This window comes from Streptomyces sp. NPDC005483 (genome assembly GCF_040606035.1).
In the GTDB taxonomy this organism is placed as follows: domain Bacteria; phylum Actinomycetota; class Actinomycetes; order Streptomycetales; family Streptomycetaceae; genus Streptomyces.
This window is the reverse complement of record NZ_JBEXEA010000033.1, coordinates 48,459-71,095: the sequence shown is the minus strand read 5'-3', so window position 1 is coordinate 71,095 and position 22,637 is coordinate 48,459. Positions and strand designations below refer to the sequence as shown.

Below are 22,637 nucleotides of genomic sequence, written 5' to 3'. Positions count from 1 at the left end.
GGGCGCCTATAACCTCGTATGCGTGTCGTCTCTCGCGCTGTACCGCCGCTATCGCCCGGAGTCGTTCGCCGAGGTCATCGGGCAGGAGCATGTCACCGACCCGCTGCAGCAGGCGCTGCGGAACAACCGGGTCAATCACGCGTACCTGTTCAGCGGTCCGCGCGGATGCGGCAAGACGACCAGCGCGCGCATCCTCGCCAGGTGCCTGAACTGCGCGCAGGGGCCCACACCCACCCCCTGCGGCGAGTGCCAGTCCTGTCAGGACCTGGCCAGGAACGGCCCGGGGTCCATCGACGTCATCGAGATCGACGCCGCCTCCCACGGTGGCGTGGACGACGCCCGTGAGCTGCGCGAAAAGGCCTTTTTCGGCCCGGCGAGCAGCCGGTACAAGATCTACATCATCGACGAGGCCCACATGGTCACGTCGGCCGGGTTCAACGCGCTGCTGAAGGTCGTCGAGGAGCCCCCGGAGCACCTCAAGTTCATCTTCGCCACCACCGAACCCGAGAAGGTCATCGGGACGATCCGGTCGCGGACCCATCACTATCCCTTCCGGCTCGTACCGCCCGGCACCCTGCGGGAGTACCTCGGCGAGGTGTGCGGCAAGGAGAACATCCCCGTCGAGGACGGGGTGCTGCCGCTCGTGGTGCGGGCCGGGCAGGGCTCCGTGCGTGACTCCATGTCCGTCATGGACCAGCTCCTCGCCGGAGCGCGGGAGGAGGGTGTGACGTATGCCATGGCGACCTCTCTCCTCGGCTACACCGACGGCTCACTCCTCGACTCCGTCGTCGAGGCCTTCGCCACCGGTGACGGGGCTGCCGCCTTCGAGGTCGTCGACCGGATCATCGAGGGGGGCAACGACCCGCGCCGTTTCGTCGCCGACCTGCTGGAGCGGCTGCGGGACCTGGTCATCCTGGCCGCCGTTCCCGATGCCGCCGAGAAGGGGCTCATCGACGCCCCCGCCGACGTCATCGAGCGCATGCAGGCCCAGGCCGGCACCTTCGGCGCCGCCGAGCTCAGCCGCGCCGCCGACCTCGTCAACGAAGGCCTGACCGAGATGCGCGGCGCCAACTCGCCCCGCCTCCAGCTGGAACTCATCTGCGCGCGCGTACTGCTCCCCGCCGCCTACGGGGACGAGCGCTCGGTCATGGCCCGCCTCGACCGCATCGAGCGGGGAGTGAACTTCTCGGCCGGCGCGGGCGCCCCCGCGATGGGATACGTGCCGGGGCCGCAGGCACACGGGGGAGTAGCCCCGGCTCCCTCCATGGCCGCCGTACCGCCCACACCAGCGGCCCCGGTTGCGCCCGGCGGCGGTCCCGCCGCGGCCCGGGCCGCCGTCCGGGCTTCGGGTGCGGGTGCACCGCCCGGCGGCCCGGAGTCCGGCAGCGGCATCGCGGGCGGGGTTCCCGGGGGAGCGGGTGGCCCGGGCGGATACCCGGGCGCTACGGCAGACTCGGCGCCCCCCGTCCCCGCCGGTGCGCCAACCACCCCCGCCGGTGCGCCCCCCGTCCCCGCCGGTGCGCCACCCGCCCCGGACGCCCCCGCAGGTGCGCCCTCGGGCCCGTCCGCCGGCCCGGCGCACGGTTCTCCCGCGGGCCAGGCCCCCGCTGCACCGCCCGCCCCTCCGGCCGACCCAAGCTCCGGCCAATCCCCCGCCGCCCACCCGGACCAGCCCCACCAGCCGCCGTCCACCCCTGCCGCGGCCCCCGGCGCCTGGCCCACCGCGGCCCCCGCCGGCGGCGGTCGGCGTCCCGGTGGCTGGCCCACCGCGACCCCGGCGGGCAGCGGCCCGTCACAGACGCCCGCAGCGCACCGACCCGCGGCCGCCCCGGCACCGGCACAGCCGGCCCCCGCGGCCTCCGCACCCGCTCCGGCCGCCTACGCGCCGCCGACCGGTGGCCTCGACCCCCGCCAGCTCTGGCCCAACATCCTGGAAGCGGTCAAGAACCGCCGCCGTTTCACCTGGATCCTGCTCAGCCAGAACGCCCAGGTGGCCGGCTTTGACGGCACCACCCTCCAGCTCGGCTTCGTCAACGTCGGCGCCCGCGACAACTTCGCCAGCAGCGGCAGCGAGGAGGTGCTGCGCCAGGCGCTCTCCGAGCAGTTCAGCGTCCAGTGGAAGATCGAGGCCGTCGTCGACCCGTCGGGCGGCGGCGCGGCACCCCCGGCACCCGGCGGCTTCAACGGCGGCGGCGGTGGCTACGGCGGAGGCGGCAACGCGGGCGGCTACGGCACCGGGAGCACGGGAGGCTACGGCGCGCCGGCCCCCCAGGCCCCGCCGTCCCCCCAGTCGACGTCCGCCCCGGCGAGCCGGCCGAGACCGGCGCCCGCACCCGCAGCGGCCCCCGCCCCACAGCGGTCCGCGCCGGAACCCCCGCCGGTCTCCATCGAGGACGACATCCCCGAGGATGACGATCCCGACCTCAACGAGTCGGCCCTCTCGGGCCGCGAACTGATCGTGCGGGAGCTCGGGGCGACGGTGGTGGAGGAGATCACGAACGAGTAGAGGCGGCCCAAAGGCGGAGCGGACAAAGACCTGCCCCTTGGTGGAACCTACGACTCCGATCGCTCCACCCCGTAGGAACCCCCCACAAAAACCCCGTTAGGCTGACCCCGTGAAGGTCCTCGTCATCGGTAACGGCGCCCGCGAACACGCCCTGTGCCGCTCCCTGTCCCTCGACCCCGACGTCAGCGCACTGCACTGCGCACCCGGCAACGCCGGCATCGCCGAGGTCGCCGAGCTGCACCCGGTCGACGCCCTCGACGGCGAGGCGGTGTCCGCGCTCGCGCAGCGACTCGACGCCGGCCTGGTCGTCGTAGGCCCGGAGGCCCCGCTGGTCGCGGGGGTCGCCGACGCCGTCCGCGAGGTGGGCATTCCCGTCTTCGGCCCGTCCGGGGAGGCCGCGCAGCTCGAGGGCTCGAAGGCCTTCGCCAAGGACGTCATGGCCGCGGCCGGAGTACCGACCGCCCGCTCCTACGTCTGCACGACCCCCGAGGAGGTCGCCGAGGCCCTCGACGCCTTCGGCGCCCCGTACGTCGTCAAGGACGACGGTCTGGCGGCAGGCAAGGGCGTGGTCGTGACCAGCGACATCGAGGTCGCGACGGCCCACGCGAACGCCTGTGAGCGGGTCGTCATCGAGGAGTTCCTCGACGGCCCCGAGGTCTCCCTCTTCGCCATCACCGACGGCGACACCGTCCTCCCGCTCCAGCCCGCCCAGGACTTCAAGCGCGCCCTGGACGGCGACGAGGGCCCGAACACCGGCGGCATGGGCGCGTACTCCCCGCTGCCCTGGGCCGACCCCAAGCTGGTGGACGAGGTCATGCAGACGGTTCTGCAGCCCACGGTCGACGAGATGCGCCGGCGCGGCACGCCCTTCTCCGGTCTGCTGTACGCCGGTCTCGCGATCACGTCCCGAGGCGTGCGGGTCATCGAGTTCAACGCCCGCTTCGGCGACCCCGAGACCCAGGTCGTCCTGGCCCGCCTGAAGACCCCGCTGGCCGGTGTCCTGCTCGCCGCCGCGAGCGGCAACCTCGAGGACCTGCCGCCGCTGCGCTGGAGCGAGGACGCCGCGGTCACCGTGGTCGTCGCCTCCCACAACTACCCCGCCACCCCGCGCACCGGTGACCCGATCACCGGCCTCGACGAGGTGGCCGAGCAGGACGCCCCGCATGCGTACGTCCTGCACGCCGGCACCAGGCGGGACGGCGACGACGTCGTCAGCGCCGGCGGCCGCGTCCTGTCGGTCACGGCGTCCGGCAAGGACCTCACCGAGGCCCGCGAGCGCGCGTACCGGGCCGTGGGCCGTATCCGGCTCGACGGTTCCCAGCACCGGACGGACATCGCGGCGAAGGCAGCGTCCGAAGCCTGAGAAGTCTGCAATACACCGGGGTGAACCACCGCCCCCGAACAACCCGACAGGCCCCGGATCCGTCTAAGGATTCGGGGCCTGATCTTTGCTGTACGTCATCCACCTTTCCCCAAAGCCATTCCATCGAGTGACCGGGCCCGCATACGGCTGACGGGGGCCCGGGGCCCAACTAGGGTGCGGCGCAAGCGGTCCGGCACTTGGCCCACCGGCATTGCGGTGTCAGTGGCGGGTGCCACAGTGGGGGAGTGAGCAACGCCAGGACAGCCCGGCATTCAGGACGGCGGCAAGGGGGTGAGGTCCGGTCATGACCGGTATCGGTGTGGAGGTGGGCGCGCAGGCCGCGCGCTCCCGTGCCCTCGCCGTGCTGCGGATCCGCAGCCGTGCGCTGGCCGTGGCGCTGCTGCCCGCGGCGGTGGCCGTGGTGCTGCTCGCCGGAGGTTCCACCGGCCATCTGGTGGGCGGGTTCTGGGACAGCTCCCGGCTTGCCATGAGCGTGCTCGCGGCCGTCGTGCTGCTTGCCGCCGGGGCCGTTGCCCTGGTCGTCGCCCGCGCCCGTCCCGCCGTCAGCCCGACCGTCGCGATCGCCGAGGAGTCCGCGCCCGACCTGTACCGGATGGTGCGCGACCTCGCCGACCGCCTGGACGTCCCCGCCCCCTCCGCGATAGCGCTCACCCCGGACTGCGACAGCTGGCTGGAGGACCGCACCCACCCTGCCCACGGCCCGCCCCCGCAGGAGGGCCGGGACGACGAGATCGCGGGCGTCCGCGGCTCCCACCGCGGTGTCCCGGCCGCACCGGTGCTGGTCATCGGCTCGCCGTTCCTGTGGTGGATGCGCGTCGGCGAACTGCGCGCGGTCCTCGCCCCGGTCGTCGCCGGTACGGGCCCCTCGGCCCACCCCGACATAGCGGGGGCCCGCCGTTTCGTACGAGGTCTGGACGCGGCGGTGGCCGTCGGGTCCGTCCCCGGCCGCTGCCCGCTGACCCGCGTGGTGTGCGCGGGCGTGGCCTGGGTGGCCCGCCTCCTGCTGCGCAGCTGCCGGGAGCACGCGACCCAGATGGAGCGCGGGGTCGCCGCGGCGGCCGCCGAGCGTGCACAGGCTGTGGACTACGGCCTCAGGATCGTGGCCCAGGAGCAGGTGGGTCTGGCCTACGCGGGCTGGGACCGCCTCCTCACCCGGGTCGCGCTCCCCGCCTGGCGGATGGGCCGCTGGCCCTCCCGTCTGGACGCGGGTGTGGTGGCCGCCCTCACCGAGCTGTCGCGCCGCGACCGTCTGGCCGAGGGCTTCGCCTCCCGCCTGGGTGAGCGGCCCGCGTGTGACCTGCTGGAGGAGCCCGGCGCGATCGACGAGGCCGCCTCCCTCCTCGCCGCCCGCCTCTTCCACGGCGGCCCCGCGGAGACCGGCCCTGACTGGTCCCCGGTGGACTGGCAGGAGTACCCGGAAGAGGTCGTGGACCGAAAGTGGCGCCTCGACGCGGCCCGCCTCCACCGAGTCCTCGACGCCCAGGGCGTCCGCCGCACCCCGGGAACCACCCCACCGGAGTCCGACGCCCCCACCCTCTCCCGAGTCCTGGCCCACCTGTCCTCACCCCAGCCCACGGCCGCCGACGAGCTCACCGGTCCGGGTTCACCGCTCACGGCCGCCGACCCGACGCCACAGCCCGCGGCCGCCGTCGGGCCCGCCGCTTCGGCAACCCGGCCCATGGCCACCGAGGGGCCCGCAGCCCAGGTCTCACCGTCCCCGGCCGCCAAGCGACCTGCCGGTGCGGCTTCGCCGTCCCCGGCCGCCAAGCGACCTGCCAGTGCGGCTTCGCCGTCCCCGGCCGCCAAGCGACCTGCCGGTGCGGCTTCGCCGTCCACGGCCGCGGACCGAACCGCCGACCCGACATCCGACCCGGCTTCACGCCCTACGGCCGCCCGCCCGACGTCCCAGTCCACGGCCGCCGACGAACTCACCGGTCCGGGTTCACCATTCACGGCCGCCGACGGGTCCGCCGACCCGACGCCACAGCCCGCCTCCGCCGACCAGCCCGCCCACCCGCAGGCCCCGTCCGCCGCCTCCGCCTCCGCTGGCCTCGCACCGGCTCCGCCGCCCGGCGACGAGGCGACGGACCGCGCACCGACCCCGACCGCGCCGGCAGACCGCGATGCGGGACAGCACGAGCTCGCTCCGGTGCAGGCGCCCGCGGCCACCGATCCCCCGCTCCCCCTGCGTGACGCGACCCCCGCCGACTCCGTACCGGTTCCGCCGGACGACGCCATGGCGGCGGACCATAACCCGGCCCGGCCTGACGACCGCCCTGCCGTGGAGAGCGAACCGGCCTCGCCGGACGCCCGCGCCGCCGCACAGAGCGAACCAGCTCCACCCGACGACCGCCCGGCCGCACAGAGCACCCCGCCCCCGCCGGTCGACCGCGCAGCCGCACAGAGCGAACCAGCTCCACCCGACGACCGCCCGGCCGCACAGAGCACCCCGCCCCCGCCGGTCGACCGCGCAGCCGCACAGAGCACCCCGCCCCCGCCGGACGACAGCGCCGCCGCACAGAGCGAACCGCCCGCGCCCGACGAACCTGCAGTCGCCGACGGCGAGACCGCCCCGCAGGGGCCGCCCGCACCCGACGACGAAAGTGGCACCGGTGACGTTGCCGAAACCGCAGCCGACCCCGGAGCCGAAGCCGATCCCGGAGCCGAAGCCGAAGCCGAAGCCGAAGCCGAAGGCGAAGCTGATCTCGGAGCCGGAGCCGGAGCCGGAGCCGGAGCCGGAGCCGGAGCCGGAGCCGGAGCCGGAGCCGATCCCGAATCCGCAGCCGATCCCGTAACCGGACACAGAGAAGGCGAAGAAGGCGAAGCCGAGGCCCTCGCCGCCGCGCTCTCCGCCGAGCTCGCCCGTGAGGAAGCCGCCGCCCCCCACTCCGGTACCGCTCCCGACGCCACCCCGTGGGACGACACGGCCCTCCCTCTCTTCCCGCTCCAGCCCCCTCGCAGTGCCCGGGAACTGCTCACCGACCACGTCACCGCGATGGTCTGCTGTGCCGCAATCGACACCGCCGGCGCCGCCCCTGGGCTGGACTGGCTCGACGGCCCGTCCCTTCTCATCAACGGCGAACGCGCCGCGGACCTCGCCCCGCGCGTCCTGAGCCTCGTGGAGGACGGCGACCCCGCCCCTCTGCGCGCCTGGCTGGTCAAGTCGGGGATACGGCCCGAGAAGCCGGTCCGCCTCGTCTGACAGAGACGGAATGGGCTCTTCCACTTTCGGCCAATTCGCAACGAATAGTGACAGCATGAGCGCGGAATGTGATGTGCTGGGACCGATCGCGCACATGGCAAGGGCGAGAGCCATAGGACAGGCGCACGACCCGCACGCACATCAAGCACACCGCACATCAAGCACACCGCACCGCGCAGGACGACCGACGGGGGCACGAGGGAGGGGAGCGACCATGGGGCCAGGGCCACGGCCAGGACCGGAGCACATCCGCCGCTGGGAGTCGGGAGCGCTCGCACACGCCGTGACGGACCCCTTCGGCCAGGGCCCCGTCCCCTGGCTGCGCGGCAGTGAGACGTACTTCGACGACACCGGCCAGGTGGTCCCCTGGTACGTGGAGACGGACCCCGCCCACACCCCGAAGGAGGGCGCCCCCCTGGTCCCCTCCCCCCGAACAGCCCCCCGAACCGCCCCGCACACAGCCTCCGGCGGCGGCCCCCGCTCCGCCGACGACGTCCGCCGGCAGATCAAGGGCTTCACCTCGACCGGGGCGGTGGCCCCCGGCGAGGCCGTCGACTTCCACATCACGGTCGACCCGCCGCAGGAGTTCGGCGTCGATATCTACCGCATCGGCCACTACGGCGGCGACGGCGCGGCGAAGATCACCACCAGCCCCCGCCTCTCCGGCATCGTCCAGCCCCCGCCGCTGACCGCGGACCGCACGGTCTCCTGCCACCACTGGTGGCTGTCCTGGAGGCTGCAGATCCCGTCGTACTGGAGCATCGGGGCGTATGTCGCCGTCCTGACCACCGCCGACGGCTACCGTTCGCACATCCCCTTCACGGTCCGGGACAACCACCCCGCGGACTTACTGCTCCTGCTGCCCGACGTGACCTGGCAGGCGTACAACCTCTACCCGGAGGACGGCCGCACCGGCGCCAGCCTCTACCACGCCTGGGACGAACAGGGCCGGCTCCTCGGCGAGTCCGAGGCCGCGACCACGGTCTCCTTCGACCGGCCGTACGCGGGCGCGGGCCTGCCCCTGCACGTGGGCCACGCCTACGACTTCATCCGCTTCGCCGAGCGCTACGGCTACGACCTCGCCTACGCCGACGCCCGCGACCTGCACGCCGGCCACCTCGACCCCACCCGCTACCGGGGCCTGGTCTTCCCCGGCCACGACGAGTACTGGTCGTCGGCCATGCGCCGCACGGTCGAGCGTGCCCGGGACAGCGGCACCTCCCTGGTGTTCCTGTCCGCCAACACCATGTACTGGCAGGTCGAGTTGGGCCCCTCGCCGTCCGGTGTCCCCGACCGCCTGCTCACCTGCCGAAAACGCAGGGGGCCGGGGAAACCGGCGCTCTGGCGTGAAGTCGACCGCCCCGAACAGCAGTTGGTAGGCATCCAGTACGCGGGAAGGGTGCCCGAACCCCATCCCCTGATCGTCCGCAACGCCGAGCACTGGCTGTGGGAGGCGACCGGCACCCAGGAGGGCGGCGAACTGGCCGGTCTGGTCGCGGGCGAGGCCGACCGCTACTTCCCGCGCACCCCGCTCCCGGAGCACGACGACCGCATCCTGCTCGCCCACTCGCCCTACGCCGACAGCGAGGGCACCCTCCGCCACCAGGAGACGTCGCTCTACCGAGCCCCCTCCGGCGCGCTGGTCTTCGCTGCCGGCACCTTCGCCTGGTCCCCGGCACTGGACCGCCCTGGCCACGTCGACCCCCGCGTCCAGCGCGCCACCGCCAACCTCCTGGACCGCATCTGCAAGCGTGACTGAGCTCACGCAGAACTCTCGCGGCACACCCCAAGTCCAAGGTCAGCCGCCTGTGCGGGACAATTGACGCGTTGGACATACCCACGGGGAGGAACCGTGTCCGGATTCGTAGAAAAGCCCGAGCCGCTCCAGGTTCCGGGCCTGGTGCACCTGCACACCGGCAAGGTGCGCGAGCTGTACCAGAACGAGGCGGGCGACCTCGTGATGGTCGCCAGTGACCGTATCTCCGCCTTCGACTGGGTGCTGCCGACGGAGATCCCCGACAAGGGCCGCGTCCTCACCCAGCTGTCACTGTGGTGGTTCGACCAGATCGCCGACCTGCTGCCGAACCACGTCCTGAGCACGGACGTTCCGGAAGGCGCCCCCGCCGACTGGGCCGGCCGCACCCTGGTCTGCAAGTCGCTCCAGATGGTCCCCGTGGAGGCCGTCGCCCGCGGCTATCTCACCGGATCGGGCCTGGTGGAGTACAACGAGTCCCGCACGGTCTGCGGCCTCGCCCTCCCCGAGGGACTCACCGACGGCAGCGAGCTCCCCGCCCCGATCTTCACCCCGGCCACCAAGGCCGCCGTAGGTGAGCACGACGAGAACGTCTCCTACGAGGAGGTGGCCCGCCAGGTCGGTGCGGACACCGCCGCCCAGCTGCGCCAGGCGACCCTTGCCGTCTACAGCCGCGGCCGGGACATCGCCCGGGACCGCGGGATCATCCTCGCGGACACCAAGTTCGAGTTCGGCTTCGACGGAGAGACCCTCGTCATCGCGGACGAGGTCCTCACCCCGGACTCCTCCCGCTTCTGGCCGGCCGACCAGTGGGAGCCGGGGCACGCGCAGCCGTCGTACGACAAGCAGTTCGTGCGCGACTGGCTGACCTCGGCGGAGTCCGGCTGGGACAGGAAGAGCGAGCAGCCCCCACCGCCGCTGCCGCAGGAGGTCGTGGACCGCACCCGCGCCAAGTACATCGAGGCGTACGAGCGCCTGACGGGCACGAGCTGGTCGTAACGCGAAAGGCCCCCGGTGAGAACCGGGGGCCTTTGCCGAAACAGAGCGAACGACGAGGTTCGAACTCGCGACCTCAACCTTGGCAAGGTTGCGCTCTACCAACTGAGCTACGTTCGCATGCGCCGTGGCGCGAGAACCACTATACCCAACCTCGCTCGCGTGCGAGCCGCACGGCCGCGTGACGGTTTTCGGCCCCGAGCTTGGAGACGGCCGAGGACAGGTAGTTCCGTACGGTCCCCTGGGACAGGGCGGCCCGTTCGGCGATCTCCGCGACGGGCGCCCCGTCGGCGGCGAACTCCAGCACCTCGGCCTCGCGGGCGGTCAGCGGCGAGTCCCCGGCGGAGATCGCGTCGGCCGCCAACTCGGGGTCGACGTAACGGTTTCCCGCGTGCACCGTGCGGATGATCTCCGCGAGCCGCTGCGCGCTCACGGTCTTCGGGACGAACCCCCGCACCCCTGCCTCCAGGGCTCGCTTGAGATGCCCCGGCCGACCGTGGCTGGTGACGATCAGCACCTTGCACGAGGGCAGTTCGGTCCGCAGCGATGTGGCGACCTTCACACCGTCCGCGCCGGGCATCTGAAGATCCAGTACGGCGACGTCGGGCCCGTGCGCCAGGGCCATCGCCAGCGCCTCGGGCCCGGTGGCCGCCTCCGCGACGATCGCCAGGTCGTCCTCCATCGAGAGCAGCGCGGCGAGCGCGCCCCGGATCAGATGCTCGTCATCGGCGAGCAGTACCCGCACGCTCACGCTCACGCGATTCCCTCCCCGGCCACCAGCGGCACCCGGGCCACCAGCCGGAACACGCCCTCGCGGACAGGTCCCGCCTCCAGCGTCCCGGCCACCGCCGCGAGCCGCTCCCGCAGCCCGGCGAGCCCCGACCCGCCGGCGCCCGGCGAGCTCAGCACCCCGTCGTTCTCCACGGTCAGCACCACACGCTCCTCCTCCCTCAGCACGGCCACCACGCACCGCTTCGCGTCCCCGTGCCGCAGCACGTTCGTGGTGGCCTCCCGGACCACCCAGCCCAGCGCCGACTGCACCTCGGCGGGCAGCCCGTCCGGCTCCCCGGTGACCTCGCAGTCGATGCCGGCGGCGGTCAACACCCCTCGCGCTCCCGTGAGTTCGATCCCGAGGTCGGCCTCCCGGTATCCCCGTACGACGTCCCGCACCTCGCGCTGTGTCTCCTGCGCGATGCGCTGCACCTCGGTCATCTGGTCCAGGGCCTCCTCGCGTCCCCGGCGCGCCAGCTGCACGGCCAGTTCGCTCTTGAGCGCGATCACGGCCAGGTTCCGCCCCATCACGTCGTGCAGGTCCCTCCCGAACCGCAGCCGTTCCTCGGCGACGGCGAGCCGGGCGCGGGTCTCGCGGGCCGTGTCGAGTTCGTAGACGGCGTTCAGGAGCCAGACGGAGAAGACGGAGGTGAAGGCGAGGAATCCGGCGGCGACCAGCACCACGACCCCGGTGACCAAGGACTCCGGGAGGGCGTGTCCCAGCGGAAAGCCGCCGAGCGCGGCGCCCGCGGCGAAACCGCACACCAGCGCGAGCACGCGGCGGCGCCTGCGGACACCGAGCGCGCCGATGCCCGCCGCGAAGGTCAGCACGCCCGCGAGGACCGCGCCCGTCGCCATGTCGAGACCGTCGTCGTGCGGGCCCCGCTCGGCGATGCCGATCACCGCAACGGCGATGGCGAGAGTGACCGCTCCGAGCACCCACAGCGTCCGCACAGGCTGCTCGCGCCGCCCACGCGTCCAGTCGAGCGCCCGCGACGCGGTCACCGCGCACATCACGGCGTGCACGCACACCAGCAGCACCAGCCAGACCGCGAGCTCCCCCGTCACCTGCCCGAAGACCGGCAGCCCGACCGAGGCGACGTAGATCACCGCGAAGAAGTGGAACGACCACCGCGTGTACGTCTCCACCTTCGCGGGCGTGCTCTTGCGCCGCCACCAGCCCCCCGGCTTCCGCATGCTCTCCCCGTACGTCAGCGCCTCGGCTCCCACCGGAACCACCGCCGTACAGCAAACACGGCCAGCACGGTCCAGGCCAGAGCGGTTCCGACGGCACCCAGGGTGTCGTGGGTGGAGAGGGTGCCGGTCCAGCCGCCGCGGACGAGGGTGATCACGGGTGACATGGGCAGCAGCTCGCACATCGACGCGAGCCAGTCGGGCAGCATCTCCAGGGGGACGGTGACGCCCGAGAGGGTCATCGAGATCAGTACGAATGGCAGTGTGGTGACCTGGGCGCTCTCCACGGTCCGGGTCACGGCCGCCGTCACGGCCGCGAGCGCCGCGCACATCACCAGTCCCAACAGCAGCCCGGCAACGGCCAGTTGGGGCGCGTGCGGCGCGGGCACGTCGAGCAGGGCCGTGCTCGCGGCGACCAGCACCAGGGACTGGGTGAGCCCGGTCGCGCCGATCGGCAGCGCGGTCCCGCAGAGGATCTCGACGTCCCGCAGCTCCCCGGTGCGCAGCCGCTTCAGCACCAGCTCCTCGCGCCGGGCGGTGTAGATCCCGACGAGGGCGCTGTACACACCGAACAGCAGGGCGAATCCGATCGAGGCCGGCAGCAGCACCAGGCCGACACTGAGGCCGACCTCCTGGACGTCCATGTCGTCCACGACGGACCGCAGGGTGAACGGCAGCGCGAGCGGCACCAGCACGGCCGCGACGAGCGTGGCCCTGCTACGTGAGAGCAGCGTGAACTCGGCGCGGGCGAGGGCGCCCAGCCTGCTCGCGGGAGTGGTGACCGTGCTCATGCCGAGACCTCCGCGCGCGCCGCGATCCCCAGGAACGCCTCCTCCAGCGAGGCCGACCGTACATCGAGCCGTCGCAGTTCGACGCCGGCCCGCTCGGCCCACACCAGCAGCCCGGTGGCCGCCCGCTGCAACTCCTGCGTCCGCAGCCGTACGACGCTCCCGTCGACCTCGTGCCCGCACACCCCCAGCTCCCCGAGCGGCGGCAGGTCTCCCACGAAGTACCCGTCCGGCAGCTCGAAGGAGATCCGGGCCGGCTGGGAGGCGGTCACCTCGGCCGGTGTCCCCGTGACCGCGATCCGCCCCTCGTGGAGGATCGCCAGCCGGCCGGCGAGATCCTCGGCCTCCTCCAGGTAGTGGGTGGTGAGCAGCACGGTCGTCCCGCGGTCGCGGAGGGCCCGTACCAACTCCCAGGTGTCCCGGCGTCCTTCGGCGTCGAGGCCGGTCGTCGGCTCGTCGAGGAACAGCACCTCGGGGTCGCCGAGCAGCGCGAGCGCCAGGTCGAGGCGCCGCCGCTCGCCTCCGGACAACTGCTTGACCCGTACGCCGGTCCGCCGGGCGAGCCCGACGAGTTCCAGCACGTCCTGCGGTGGCCGGGCCCCGCTGACGCAGCCGGCCCACATCCGCGCGGTCTCGTCGACGGTCAGCTCGGACGGGAAGCCGCCCTCCTGGAGCATCACCCCGGTCCGCGGGCGTACGGCGGCACGCTCGGCGTACGGATCGTGTCCGAGGACGCGGATCCGGCCCTCGGTCGGCCTGGCGAGACCCTCCAGCAGTTCGACGGTGGAGGTCTTGCCGGCGCCGTTGGTGCCGAGCAGGGCGAAGACCTCTCCGCGGCGCACGGAGAAACTGATCCCCCGCACCGCCTCGAACCCGCCCCCGTACACACGTCGCAGGTCGGTGACCTCAATCACGTGTTCCTGTTCGTCGGTGTTCATGAAACCAGCGTCCCGGCGGACCGGACGCGACAGCAGTGCGCGCTGTCACCACTCCGTATGACAAATGTCAGAAGCGCGCGGGACACGAAAAAGCCCCCCGACAGAAGCCGGGGGGCTTGATTCAGAGCGAACGACGAGGTTCGAACTCGCGACCTCAACCTTGGCAAGGTTGCGCTCTACCAACTGAGCTACGTTCGCACTGCCTCCGACCAGCTCTCACTGGTCGGTGCGAGCACCAGTCTACCTGATCCACAACAGTGGCAAGTACGACGGTGCAGAGCGGGTGACAGGAATTGCACACTGCGCCTTCCCCCTGGAAGGGGGACGTTCTACTACTGAACTACACCCGCGTGTACTCCGTGAGCTGGGCCTTTCGGCCTCGCCCCTCGGCGTGCTCCCGACTCTAGCTGACCAGGTGGGGTGCAACGCAAGTCGGTTGTCCCGAGGGGCGGGTGACCCGGCGTCGACAGGACCTCACTGGGCCTCGGTGAACGCCTCGTAGACCTTCTTGGGGATCCGTCCGCGGGCGGGGACGTCCATCTTGTTGGCCTGGGCCCAGGCCCGGACCGCTGCCGGGTCGGGAGCGACCTCGGTCTGCCGGTACGCCTTGCCCGACCTGGACCGCTTGCGGCCGGCCTCCACGTACGGCTCGAGCGCCTTACGCAGTTTCTTGGCATTGGCTTGATTCAGGTCGATCTCGTACGACTTGCCGTCGAGTCCGAAGGCGATCGTTTCCGCCGCTTCCGAGCCGTCGATGTCGTCAAAGAGAGTGACCACGACCTTCTGCGCCACGAATATCGGTCCCTTCGTACGGCACGTTGCCAATTCATTTGTACAGTGCCCGACAATGCATTGTGAAGCTCGACTAAATCCTTCCGCGTGTCCGAGCGCAATAGGTATCGGGTGTCGATCTGAGATCTTTCCCGGAAATTTTCGCGAACAGCCGCCTCCCTGGTGCCTGGTGATGGCCGTCACGTAGATTCCTCCAACTCAACGCGCGTAGAAATTTTGTGCGGGTAGTCTGAAGGAACCTGCTCAGCACCACACCACCGGGAGTGCCAGTGGCACGCGTCGTAGTCGACGTCATGCTCAAGCCGGAGATCCTCGACCCCCAGGGCCAGGCGGTGCAGCGCGCACTGCCGCGACTGGGTTTCGACGGCATCTCCGACGTACGTCAGGGAAAGCGATTCGAACTGGAAGTTGACGGACCGGTCGACGAGGCCGCGCTCGCCCGCATCCACGATCTTGCGGAATCCTTCCTCGCCAACACCGTGATCGAGGACTTCACCGTCAAGGTGGAGGAAGTCGCGGAGGCCGCGAAGTGACCGCTCGTATTGGCGTCGTCACTTTCCCCGGCAGCCTCGACGACCGGGACACCCAGCGTGCGATCCGCCTCGCGGGCGCCGAGCCGGTCGCCCTCTGGCACAAGGACAAGGACCTCCACCAGGTCGACGCGGTCGTCCTCCCCGGTGGTTTCTCCTACGGCGACTATCTGCGGGCCGGCGCCATCTCCCGCTTCTCGCCGGTGATGGAGACGGTCATCGAGCAGGCCAAGGCAGGACTTCCGGTCCTCGGTATCTGCAACGGCTTCCAGATCCTCACCGAGGCCCACCTCCTCCCGGGCGGGATGCTCGGCAACGACCACCTCCACTTCATCTGCCGCGACCAGAAGCTGCGGGTGGAGAACGCGGACACCGCCTGGACCGTCGACTACGCGTCCGGCCAGGAGATCCACATTCCGCTGAAGAACATGGACGGCCGGTACGTCGCCGACGAGTACACGCTGGACAAGCTGGAGGCCGAGGGGCGGGTGGTCTTCCGTTACCTCGACTTCAACCCCAACGGCTCCCTCCGTGACATCGCCGGCATCACCAACGAGGCCGGGAACGTCGTAGGCCTCATGCCGCACCCGGAGCACGCCACCGAGCCGCTGATCGGCACCGGCCGTACCGACGGCCTCCCGTTCTTCACGTCGATCCTCAAGAAGCTGGTCAACGCATGAGCCGGACGCCTCTGGACACGGTCGAGCACGCGGCCGCGACCCCCGACGTCGAGCTGCCCTGGGCCGAGCTGGGCCTGAAGAAGGACGAGTACGAGCGGGTCGTGGAGATCCTCGGCCGCCGGCCCACCGGTGCCGAGCTCGCCATGTACTCGGTCATGTGGTCCGAGCACTGCTCGTACAAGTCGTCGAAGGTGCACCTGCGCCAGTTCGGCGAGAAGGCTCCCCAGTCGGACGCCCTTCTCGTCGGCATCGGTGAGAACGCGGGCGTGGTGGACGTCGGCCAGGGTTACGCCGTGACCTTCAAGGTCGAGTCGCACAACCACCCGTCGTACGTCGAGCCCTACCAGGGCGCGGCCACCGGTGTCGGCGGCATCGTCCGCGACATCATCGCGATGGGTGCCCGGCCGGTGGCGGTCGTGGACCCGCTGCGGTTCGGTGCGGCCGACCACCCGGACACCAAGCGCGTGCTGCCGGGTGTGGTGGCGGGCATCGGCGGCTACGGCAACTGCCTCGGGCTCCCCAACATCGGCGGCGAGGTCGTCTTCGACGCCTGCTACCAGGGCAACCCGCTGGTCAACGCCGGTGCCATCGGTGTGATGCGGCACGAGGACATCCACCTCGCGAAGGCGTCCGGCGCGGGCAACAAGGTCATCCTGTACGGGGCCCGTACGGGCGGTGACGGCATCGGTGGCGCGTCCATCCTGGCGTCCGAGACCTTCGACGACGCCAAGCCGTCCAAGCGTCCCGCGGTCCAGGTCGGCGACCCCTTCCAGGAGAAGCTCCTCATCGAGTGCACCCTGGAGGCCTTCAAGGAGAAGCTGGTCGTCGGCATCCAGGACCTCGGTGCCGCTGGTCTCTCCTGTGCCACCTCCGAGCTCGCTTCCAACGGCTCCGGCGGCATGCGGGTGACGCTGGACGACGTACCGCTGCGCGACTCCACGCTCTCGCCCGAGGAAATCCTCATGAGCGAGTCGCAGGAACGCATGTGCGCGGTGGTCGAGCCGTCGAAGGTCGACCGGTTCCTGGAGATCTGCGACAAGTGGGATGTCATCGCCACCGTCATCGGTGAGGTCACCGACGGCGACCGGCTGGAGATCTACTGGCACGGCGGCAAGATCGTCGACGTCGACCCGCGCACGGTCGCGCACGACGGCCCGGTCTACGAGCGCCCGTACGCCCGCCCCGAGTGGCAGGACGCCCTGCAGGCGGACGACGCCAACAAGCTTGCCCGGCCCGGGAGTTCGGCGGAGCTGAAGGACCAGGTCCTGAAGCTGGTGTCGTCCCCCAACCAGGCGTCCAAGAAGTGGATCACCTCGCAGTACGACCACTTCGTGCAGGGCAACACGGTGCTGGCCCAGCCGGAGGACTCCGGCATGATCCGCATCGACGAGGAGACCGGCCTCGGTGTCGCGATCGCGACGGACGGCAACGGCCGCTACGCCAAGCTGGACCCGTACGCGGGCGCCCAGTTGGCGCTGTCGGAGGCCTACCGCAACGTGGCGACCACCGGCGCCAAGCCCCTCGCCGTCTCCGACTGCCTGAACTTCGGCTCGCCCGAGGACCCGGCCGTCATGTGGCAGTTCGCTGAGGCCATCCGCGGACTCGCCGACGCCTGCCAGCAGTTGGGCACCCCGGTCACCGGCGGCAACGTCTCCCTCTACAACCAGACGGGCGAGGTGGCCATCCACCCGACCCCCGTCGTCGCGGTCCTGGGCGTCATCGACGACGTCGCCCGCCGCACTCCGGTCGCCTTCCAGGAGGAGGGCCAGCTGCTGTACCTCCTCGGCGACACACGTGAGGAGTTCGGCGGCTCGGCCTGGTCCCAGGTGATCCACGACCACCTCGGCGGTCTGCCGCCCAAGGTCGACCTGGAGCGCGAGCGCCTGCTGGCCGAGATCCTGATCTCCGCCAGCCGGGACGGCATGATCGACTCCGCGCACGACCTCTCCGACGGCGGCCTGATCCAGGCGGTCGTGGAGTCGGCGCTGCTCGGCGGCAAGGGCGCCCGCCTGATCGTCCCGGACGGTCTGGACGCGTTCACGCTGCTGTTCTCGGAGTCGGCCGGCCGCGCGGTGGTCGCGGTCCCCCGCTCCGAGGAGCTCCGCTTCAACGACATGTGCGGCGCGCGGGGCCTGCCCGTCACCCGCATCGGTGTCGTCGACGGCGACTCGGTCGAGCTCCAGGGCGAGTTCGAACTGTCCCTGGAGGAACTGCGGACGGCGCACGAGGAGACGATTCCGGCGCTGCTGAAGTAGCCAGTCGTACGACTGCGAAGGCCCCGCCCGTCACCGAGACGGGCGGGGCCTTCGTCACGTCGGCAACGGTTGCTGTGCCGCAGTTCCTGAACTCCTGTTCCGTTACGTCACGCTCGTCGCGTCGACGTACGCCTGGGGGCCACTGAAGCCGACCTCGCGGCAGGGTCTGGAGTCGGTCGCCGCGAGCGCGCGGGTCCTGGACGAGCGGGAGTTCACGTGGGTCGAGCCGGGCCGGGGCAGTACGCAGGGCGCGAGTTCCGGTGGGCATCGCGCCCCCGCCCATGGGCCAGCCCCCGTCGCGTCGCCTCCGCCGCGCTCCGACCCCCGTCCATGGCCGGACCCGCCCAGCGGCGCCCGAACTCGCCGAAGTCATCCACAAGCACGTCCACGACCGCACCCGCCGCCGCTGCACGAAGATCACCGCCCCCTCCTCACCCGCCCCCCGGCCGACTAGGCTCACCGCCATGTCCACGGCCAGGAAGCGTGTCCGCAGCTACGACCCCGTGAAGATCCGCAAGGCCGTGCAGGCTCAGCTCGGAAATGTCCGCGCGGCCGTGCGCACCCTGACGCAAGAGCAGCTGGCGCTGCCGACGCGGCTGGGGGAGTGGACCGTGCGGGAGCTCGTCGCGCACATCGGGATGGCGGTCACGGCCGTGCACCGGAGCCTTGATCTGCCCGCGCCCGCGCGGCAGGACGCCACACTCCTCGACTGGCCCTTCGCCACCGCCGCCAGCTCTTCGTCCATCGCCGACTTCACCCGCGGCCTCGCCGAGCTCCACCCCGACCTCGACGCCTACCTCACCGACGTCGACCGGACCCTGGCCGAGCTGCTGGACGCGCACCCCGGCACGCGGCTCCTGGAGACCAACGCCGGCGCGCTGCCCCTCGCCGACTATCTCGTCACCCGTGCCGTCGAACTCGTCGTCCACACCGACGACCTGAGCGCAGCCGTGCCCGGACTGGACATCCCGTACGACCGCCAGGCACTCGGCGCCTGCACCCGCCTCCTCGCCGACGCCCTCGCCGCGAAGGCGCCCGGCGGTTCGACCGAGGTGCGGATCCCGCCGTACGCCGTCGTGCAGTGCGTCGAGGGGCCGAGGCACACCCGGGGCACCCCGCCGAACGTCGTCGAGACCGACCCGCTGACCTGGATCCGGCTCGCCACCGGCCGGCTGACCTGGAAGGGCGCGCTCGACGCGGCCAAGGTCAGCGCGAGCGGGGAGCGGGCCGACCTGGGCGGGCTGCTTCCCCTGATGAGCTGATCAGCTGCTGACGGGCTGAACCCTTCTCCCGTCCCACGCGTCAAAGAGCCATGAAGCGGACGACATACGCCAAGTACGCGGCCGCGGCCCTGGCCGGGACCACCGTCCTGACCGCCTGTGGCACGGAACCCGCGGGGACCAGGACCCAGGACGTCTCCGCCATCGCGGACACCTCCTGGGTGCCGAGGAAGGTCACCGTCGACGGCAAGGACTACGTCCTGCCCGGCCAGGGCGCTCTCAAGAAGGCCCACATCACCTTCAAGCCCGGCGCCGCCGAACCGGACACCGACGGCGGCGAGTCCGGGGGTTCCGTGGGCTGCAACAGCATCGGCGCCGACGTGGACATCGAGGGCGACACCGTGAAGGTCTCCGACCTCGCCATGACACTGATCGGCTGCCAAGGGGCCGTGGGGCGCTTCGAGGAGAAGTTCGTCAGCGTCTTCGACAACGACCTCAAGGCCGAGCTGGAGGGCCGCCCGGGTGCCAGGACCCTCACCCTGACCAGCCCGCAGGACGACACCATCACCCTGCGCGAGGAGAAGGACCCCGCCCTCAAGGGCACGCGCTGGTCCCTCGGCGAGAACGCCTATCTCGTCCTCACCGAGAACAACACCGTCACCGGCAGCCTCGGCTGCAACACCTTCCAGGGCAGGGCCACCGTCAGAAAGAGCACGGTCAAGGACGGCACCATCGAGTTCGGGCGCCTCGCGACCACGCGCATGATGTGTTCGGGACCGGTGATGAAGACCGAGCGCGAACTCGCCGGAATCCTCTCCGGAAAGGTCTCCTACCAGCAGGAACACGATTCCCTGAAGATCACCGAGGCCCCCGGGAGGAGCGTTGTGGCCCGGGCGGAGTAAGAAAGCCCACTCTCCGCGAATTCGGACCAGTGGTCGATCTCGCCTACACTCGGAACCGTGCCACGTGGTGACGGACGACTCAACCACGACCTGCTCCCCGGTGAGAAGGGCCCCCAGGACGCTTGTGGCGTCTTCGGTGTCTGGGCTCCGGGTGAAGAGGTCGCCAAGCTCTCCTACTTCGGGCTCTACGCCCTCCAGCATCGGGGCCAGGAATCCGCGGGTATCGCGGTCAGCAACGGCTCCCAGATCCTCGTCTTCAAGGACATGGGCCTCGTGTCCCAGGTCTTCGACGAGACCTCGCTCGGTTCGCTCCAGGGTCACATCGCGGTCGGTCACGCCCGCTACTCGACCACCGGCGCCTCCGTGTGGGAGAACGCCCAGCCGACGTTCCGTGCCACCGCGCACGGTTCCATCGCGCTCGGCCACAACGGCAACCTGGTCAACACGGCGCAGCTCGCCGAGATGGTCGCCGACCTGCCCAAGCAGGAGGGCCGCAGCCCCCGGGTGGCCGCGACCAACGACACCGACCTGCTCACCGCGCTCCTCGCGGCCCAGGTCGACGAGGACGGCAAGCCGCTGACCATAGAGGAGGCCGCTCCCGTGGTCCTCCCGCAGGTCCAGGGCGCCTTCTCGCTGGTCTTCATGAACGAGCACACCCTGTTCGCCGCCCGCGACCCGCAGGGCATCCGCCCGCTGGTCCTCGGCCGCCTGGAGCGCGGCTGGGTCGTCGCCTCCGAGTCCGCCGCCCTCGACATCTGCGGCGCCAGCTACGTCCGCGAGATCGAGCCGGGTGAGTTCGTCGCCATCGACGAGAACGGCCTGCGCACCTCCCGATTCGCGGAAGCGAAGCCCAAGGGCTGTGTCTTCGAGTACGTCTACCTGGCGCGCCCCGACACCGACATCGCCGGCCGGAACGTGTACCTCTCCCGCGTGGAGATGGGCCGCAAGCTCGCGAAGGAAGCCCCGGTCGACGCCGACCTGGTCATAGCGACACCGGAATCGGGCACCCCGGCGGCCATCGGCTACGCCGAGGCGTCCGGCATCCCCTTCGGCGCGGGTCTCGTGAAGAACGCCTACGTCGGCCGTACGTTCATCCAGCCCTCGCAGACCATTCGCCAGCTCGGCATCCGCCTGAAGCTGAACCCGCTCAAGGAAGTCATCAAGGGCAAGCGCCTGGTCGTCGTCGACGACTCGATCGTGCGCGGCAACACCCAGCGCGCCCTGGTCCGCATGCTCCGCGAGGCGGGCGCCGCCGAGGTCCACATCCGGATCTCCTCGCCCCCCGTGAAGTGGCCCTGCTTCTTCGGCATCGACTTCGCCACCCGCGCCGAGCTCATCGCCAACGGCATGACCATCGACGAGATCGGCACCTCGCTGGGCGCCGACTCCCTGGCGTACATCTCCATCGACGGCATGATCGAGGCGACCACCATCGCCAAGCCGAACCTCTGCCGCGCCTGCTTCGACGGCGAGTACCCGATGGAGCTCCCGGACCCCGAGCTGCTGGGCAAGCAGCTCCTGGAGACCGAGCTGGCCGCAGGGCCCGCCGCCACGGCCGCGGCCGACGCGATCCGTCGCCCGTAGCCGGCCCCGCCATACCTGCCGTACGACACGAAAGTTCTCTACTGCCATGTCTGAGACAACTGGTGCCAGCTACGCAGCCGCGGGCGTCGACATCGAGGCGGGCGACCGCGCCGTAGAGCTCATGAAGGAGTGGGTGAAGAAGACGCAGCGCCCCGAGGTGCTCGGCGGCCTCGGCGGTTTCGCCGGACTCTTCGACGCCTCCGCCCTCAAGCGCTTCGAGCGTCCCCTGCTCGCCTCCGCCACCGACGGCGTCGGCACCAAGGTGGACATCGCGCGCCAACTGGGCGTCTACGACACCATCGGCCACGACCTGGTCGCGATGGTCATGGACGACATCGTGGTGTGCGGTGCCGAGCCGCTGTTCATGACCGACTACATCTGCGTCGGCAAGGTTCACCCCGAGCGGGTCGCCGCGATCGTCAAGGGCATCGCCGAGGGCTGTGTGCTCGCCGGCTGCGCCCTGGTGGGCGGTGAGACGGCCGAGCACCCGGGCCTGCTCGGCCCGGACGACTTCGACGTCGCCGGCGCCGGTACGGGCGTCGTGGAGGCCGACCGGCTGCTCGGCGCGGATCGCATCCGTAAGGGTGACGCCGTCATCGCCATGGCGGCCTCGGGTCTTCACTCGAACGGGTACTCGCTCGTGCGGCATGTGCTTCTGAACGAGGCGGGCCTCGCCCTGGACGCCCGGATCGAGGAGCTCGGCCGCACCCTCGGTGAGGAGCTCCTGGAGCCCACCAAGATCTACTCGCTGGACTGCCTGGCCCTGATCCGCACGGCCGAGGTGCACGCCTTCTCGCACGTCACCGGTGGCGGCCTGGCGGCCAACCTGGCCCGTGTCATCCCCGACGGCCTGCACGCGATCGTCGACCGCACCACCTGGACCCCGGACCCGATCTTCGACCTCGTCGGCAGGACGGGGCAGGTCGAGCGCCTGGAGCTGGAGAAGACCCTCAACATGGGCGTCGGCATGATCGCCATCGTCCCGGAGGAGTCGGCGGACGTCGCCCTGGCCACCCTGGCCGACCGCGGGGTCGAGTCCTGGGTCGCGGGCGAGATCACCGACCGCGGAGACAAGGAGACCGGCGCCGAGCTGGTGGGCGACTACAGCGCCTGACAGGCAGCGCAAAACCCGGTCCGGTGGT

The 22,637-nt window shown here is 71.3% G+C and carries 17 protein-coding genes and 3 tRNA genes; 12 read left to right on the top strand and 8 right to left on the bottom strand.

The genetic code is table 11. From position 1 onward, the window contains the following. The first annotated feature begins 22 nt into the window (after positions 1-22). The 5 genes from ABZT06_RS40375 to ABZT06_RS40355 all read left to right on the top strand — a co-directional run bounded on the left by ABZT06_RS40375 (position 23) and on the right by ABZT06_RS40355 (position 9,844). The gene (locus ABZT06_RS40375; RefSeq protein WP_355752661.1) at positions 23-2,506 is read left to right on the top strand and encodes a DNA polymerase III subunit gamma and tau; all 2,484 of its coding nucleotides are present in this window, start codon (positions 23-25) and stop codon (positions 2,504-2,506) included. 109 nt (positions 2,507-2,615) lie between these two features. Next, complete coding sequence (gene purD / locus ABZT06_RS40370) at positions 2,616-3,869, top strand: phosphoribosylamine--glycine ligase (RefSeq protein WP_355752659.1); 1,254 nt, start codon at positions 2,616-2,618, stop codon at positions 3,867-3,869. A gap of 304 nt (positions 3,870-4,173) precedes the next feature. Continuing rightward, positions 4,174-7,092: a hypothetical protein gene (locus ABZT06_RS40365; protein ID WP_355752657.1), complete on the top strand. Its 2,919-nt coding sequence runs from the start codon at positions 4,174-4,176 to the stop codon at positions 7,090-7,092. Between the two features lie 214 nt (positions 7,093-7,306). Continuing rightward, positions 7,307-8,851, top strand: a complete 1,545-nt coding sequence (locus ABZT06_RS40360) for a N,N-dimethylformamidase beta subunit family domain-containing protein (RefSeq protein ID WP_355752656.1) — start codon at positions 7,307-7,309, stop codon at positions 8,849-8,851. Positions 8,852-8,944: 93 nt separating this feature from the next. After that, positions 8,945-9,844, top strand: coding sequence for a phosphoribosylaminoimidazolesuccinocarboxamide synthase (locus tag ABZT06_RS40355; RefSeq protein ID WP_355752654.1), 900 nt, complete (start codon positions 8,945-8,947; stop codon positions 9,842-9,844). A 44-nt stretch (positions 9,845-9,888) separates the two neighbouring features. Here the strand turns inward: ABZT06_RS40355 and ABZT06_RS40350 are convergent. The 8 genes from ABZT06_RS40350 to ABZT06_RS40315 all read right to left on the bottom strand — a co-directional run bounded on the left by ABZT06_RS40350 (position 9,889) and on the right by ABZT06_RS40315 (position 14,324). Next, positions 9,889-9,961 (bottom strand) — tRNA-Gly (locus tag ABZT06_RS40350). 22 nt (positions 9,962-9,983) lie between these two features. Beyond that, entirely contained in the window at positions 9,984-10,592 is a 609-nt protein-coding gene (locus ABZT06_RS40345) for a response regulator transcription factor (protein WP_355752703.1), read from the bottom strand. Positions 10,593-10,594: 2 nt separating this feature from the next. After that, positions 10,595-11,809 carry a histidine kinase gene (locus ABZT06_RS40340; RefSeq protein ID WP_355752652.1) on the bottom strand — a complete coding sequence of 405 codons (1,215 nt, stop codon included), beginning with the start codon at positions 11,807-11,809 and terminating at the stop codon, positions 10,595-10,597. A gap of 14 nt (positions 11,810-11,823) precedes the next feature. Beyond that, positions 11,824-12,597: an ABC transporter permease gene (locus ABZT06_RS40335; RefSeq protein ID WP_355752650.1), complete on the bottom strand. Its 774-nt coding sequence runs from the start codon at positions 12,595-12,597 to the stop codon at positions 11,824-11,826. Beyond that, positions 12,594-13,532 (bottom strand): ABC transporter ATP-binding protein, encoded by a 939-nt coding sequence (locus tag ABZT06_RS40330; protein ID WP_355752648.1) that lies wholly within the window; start codon positions 13,530-13,532, stop codon positions 12,594-12,596. The genes ABZT06_RS40335 and ABZT06_RS40330 overlap by 4 nt, the downstream gene beginning before the upstream one ends. Before the next feature lie 125 nt (positions 13,533-13,657). Continuing rightward, positions 13,658-13,730: transfer RNA gene (locus tag ABZT06_RS40325), tRNA-Gly, on the bottom strand. A gap of 80 nt (positions 13,731-13,810) precedes the next feature. Next, positions 13,811-13,882: transfer RNA gene (locus ABZT06_RS40320), tRNA-Gly, on the bottom strand. Between the two features lie 124 nt (positions 13,883-14,006). Beyond that, positions 14,007-14,324, bottom strand: a complete 318-nt coding sequence (locus ABZT06_RS40315) for an Lsr2 family protein (RefSeq protein ID WP_328639513.1) — start codon at positions 14,322-14,324, stop codon at positions 14,007-14,009. Positions 14,325-14,593: 269 nt separating this feature from the next. On the opposite strand from ABZT06_RS40315, the gene purS reads away from it, so the two are divergent. From purS to purM, 7 genes are all read left to right on the top strand, one after another. Then, positions 14,594-14,857: a phosphoribosylformylglycinamidine synthase subunit PurS gene (purS, locus tag ABZT06_RS40310; protein WP_007383088.1), complete on the top strand. Its 264-nt coding sequence runs from the start codon at positions 14,594-14,596 to the stop codon at positions 14,855-14,857. Then, positions 14,854-15,534 carry a phosphoribosylformylglycinamidine synthase subunit PurQ gene (purQ, locus tag ABZT06_RS40305; protein WP_062025387.1) on the top strand — a complete coding sequence of 227 codons (681 nt, stop codon included), beginning with the start codon at positions 14,854-14,856 and terminating at the stop codon, positions 15,532-15,534. The genes purS and purQ overlap by 4 nt, the downstream gene beginning before the upstream one ends. After that, positions 15,531-17,789 (top strand): phosphoribosylformylglycinamidine synthase subunit PurL, encoded by a 2,259-nt coding sequence (gene purL, locus ABZT06_RS40300; protein ID WP_355752645.1) that lies wholly within the window; start codon positions 15,531-15,533, stop codon positions 17,787-17,789. The genes purQ and purL overlap by 4 nt, the downstream gene beginning before the upstream one ends. Positions 17,790-18,253: 464 nt before the next feature. Then, positions 18,254-19,051 (top strand): sterol carrier family protein, encoded by a 798-nt coding sequence (locus ABZT06_RS40295; RefSeq protein ID WP_355752643.1) that lies wholly within the window; start codon positions 18,254-18,256, stop codon positions 19,049-19,051. Between the two features lie 50 nt (positions 19,052-19,101). Then, positions 19,102-19,911, top strand: a complete 810-nt coding sequence (locus ABZT06_RS40290) for an META domain-containing protein (protein WP_355752642.1) — start codon at positions 19,102-19,104, stop codon at positions 19,909-19,911. A gap of 57 nt (positions 19,912-19,968) precedes the next feature. Further along, a complete protein-coding gene (gene purF / locus ABZT06_RS40285) occupies positions 19,969-21,495 on the top strand; it encodes an amidophosphoribosyltransferase (RefSeq protein WP_355752640.1) in 1,527 nt (508 codons plus the stop codon). A 46-nt stretch (positions 21,496-21,541) separates the two neighbouring features. Then, positions 21,542-22,609, top strand: a complete 1,068-nt coding sequence (gene purM / locus ABZT06_RS40280) for a phosphoribosylformylglycinamidine cyclo-ligase (RefSeq protein WP_355752638.1) — start codon at positions 21,542-21,544, stop codon at positions 22,607-22,609. Positions 22,610-22,637: the final 28 nt, after the last annotated feature.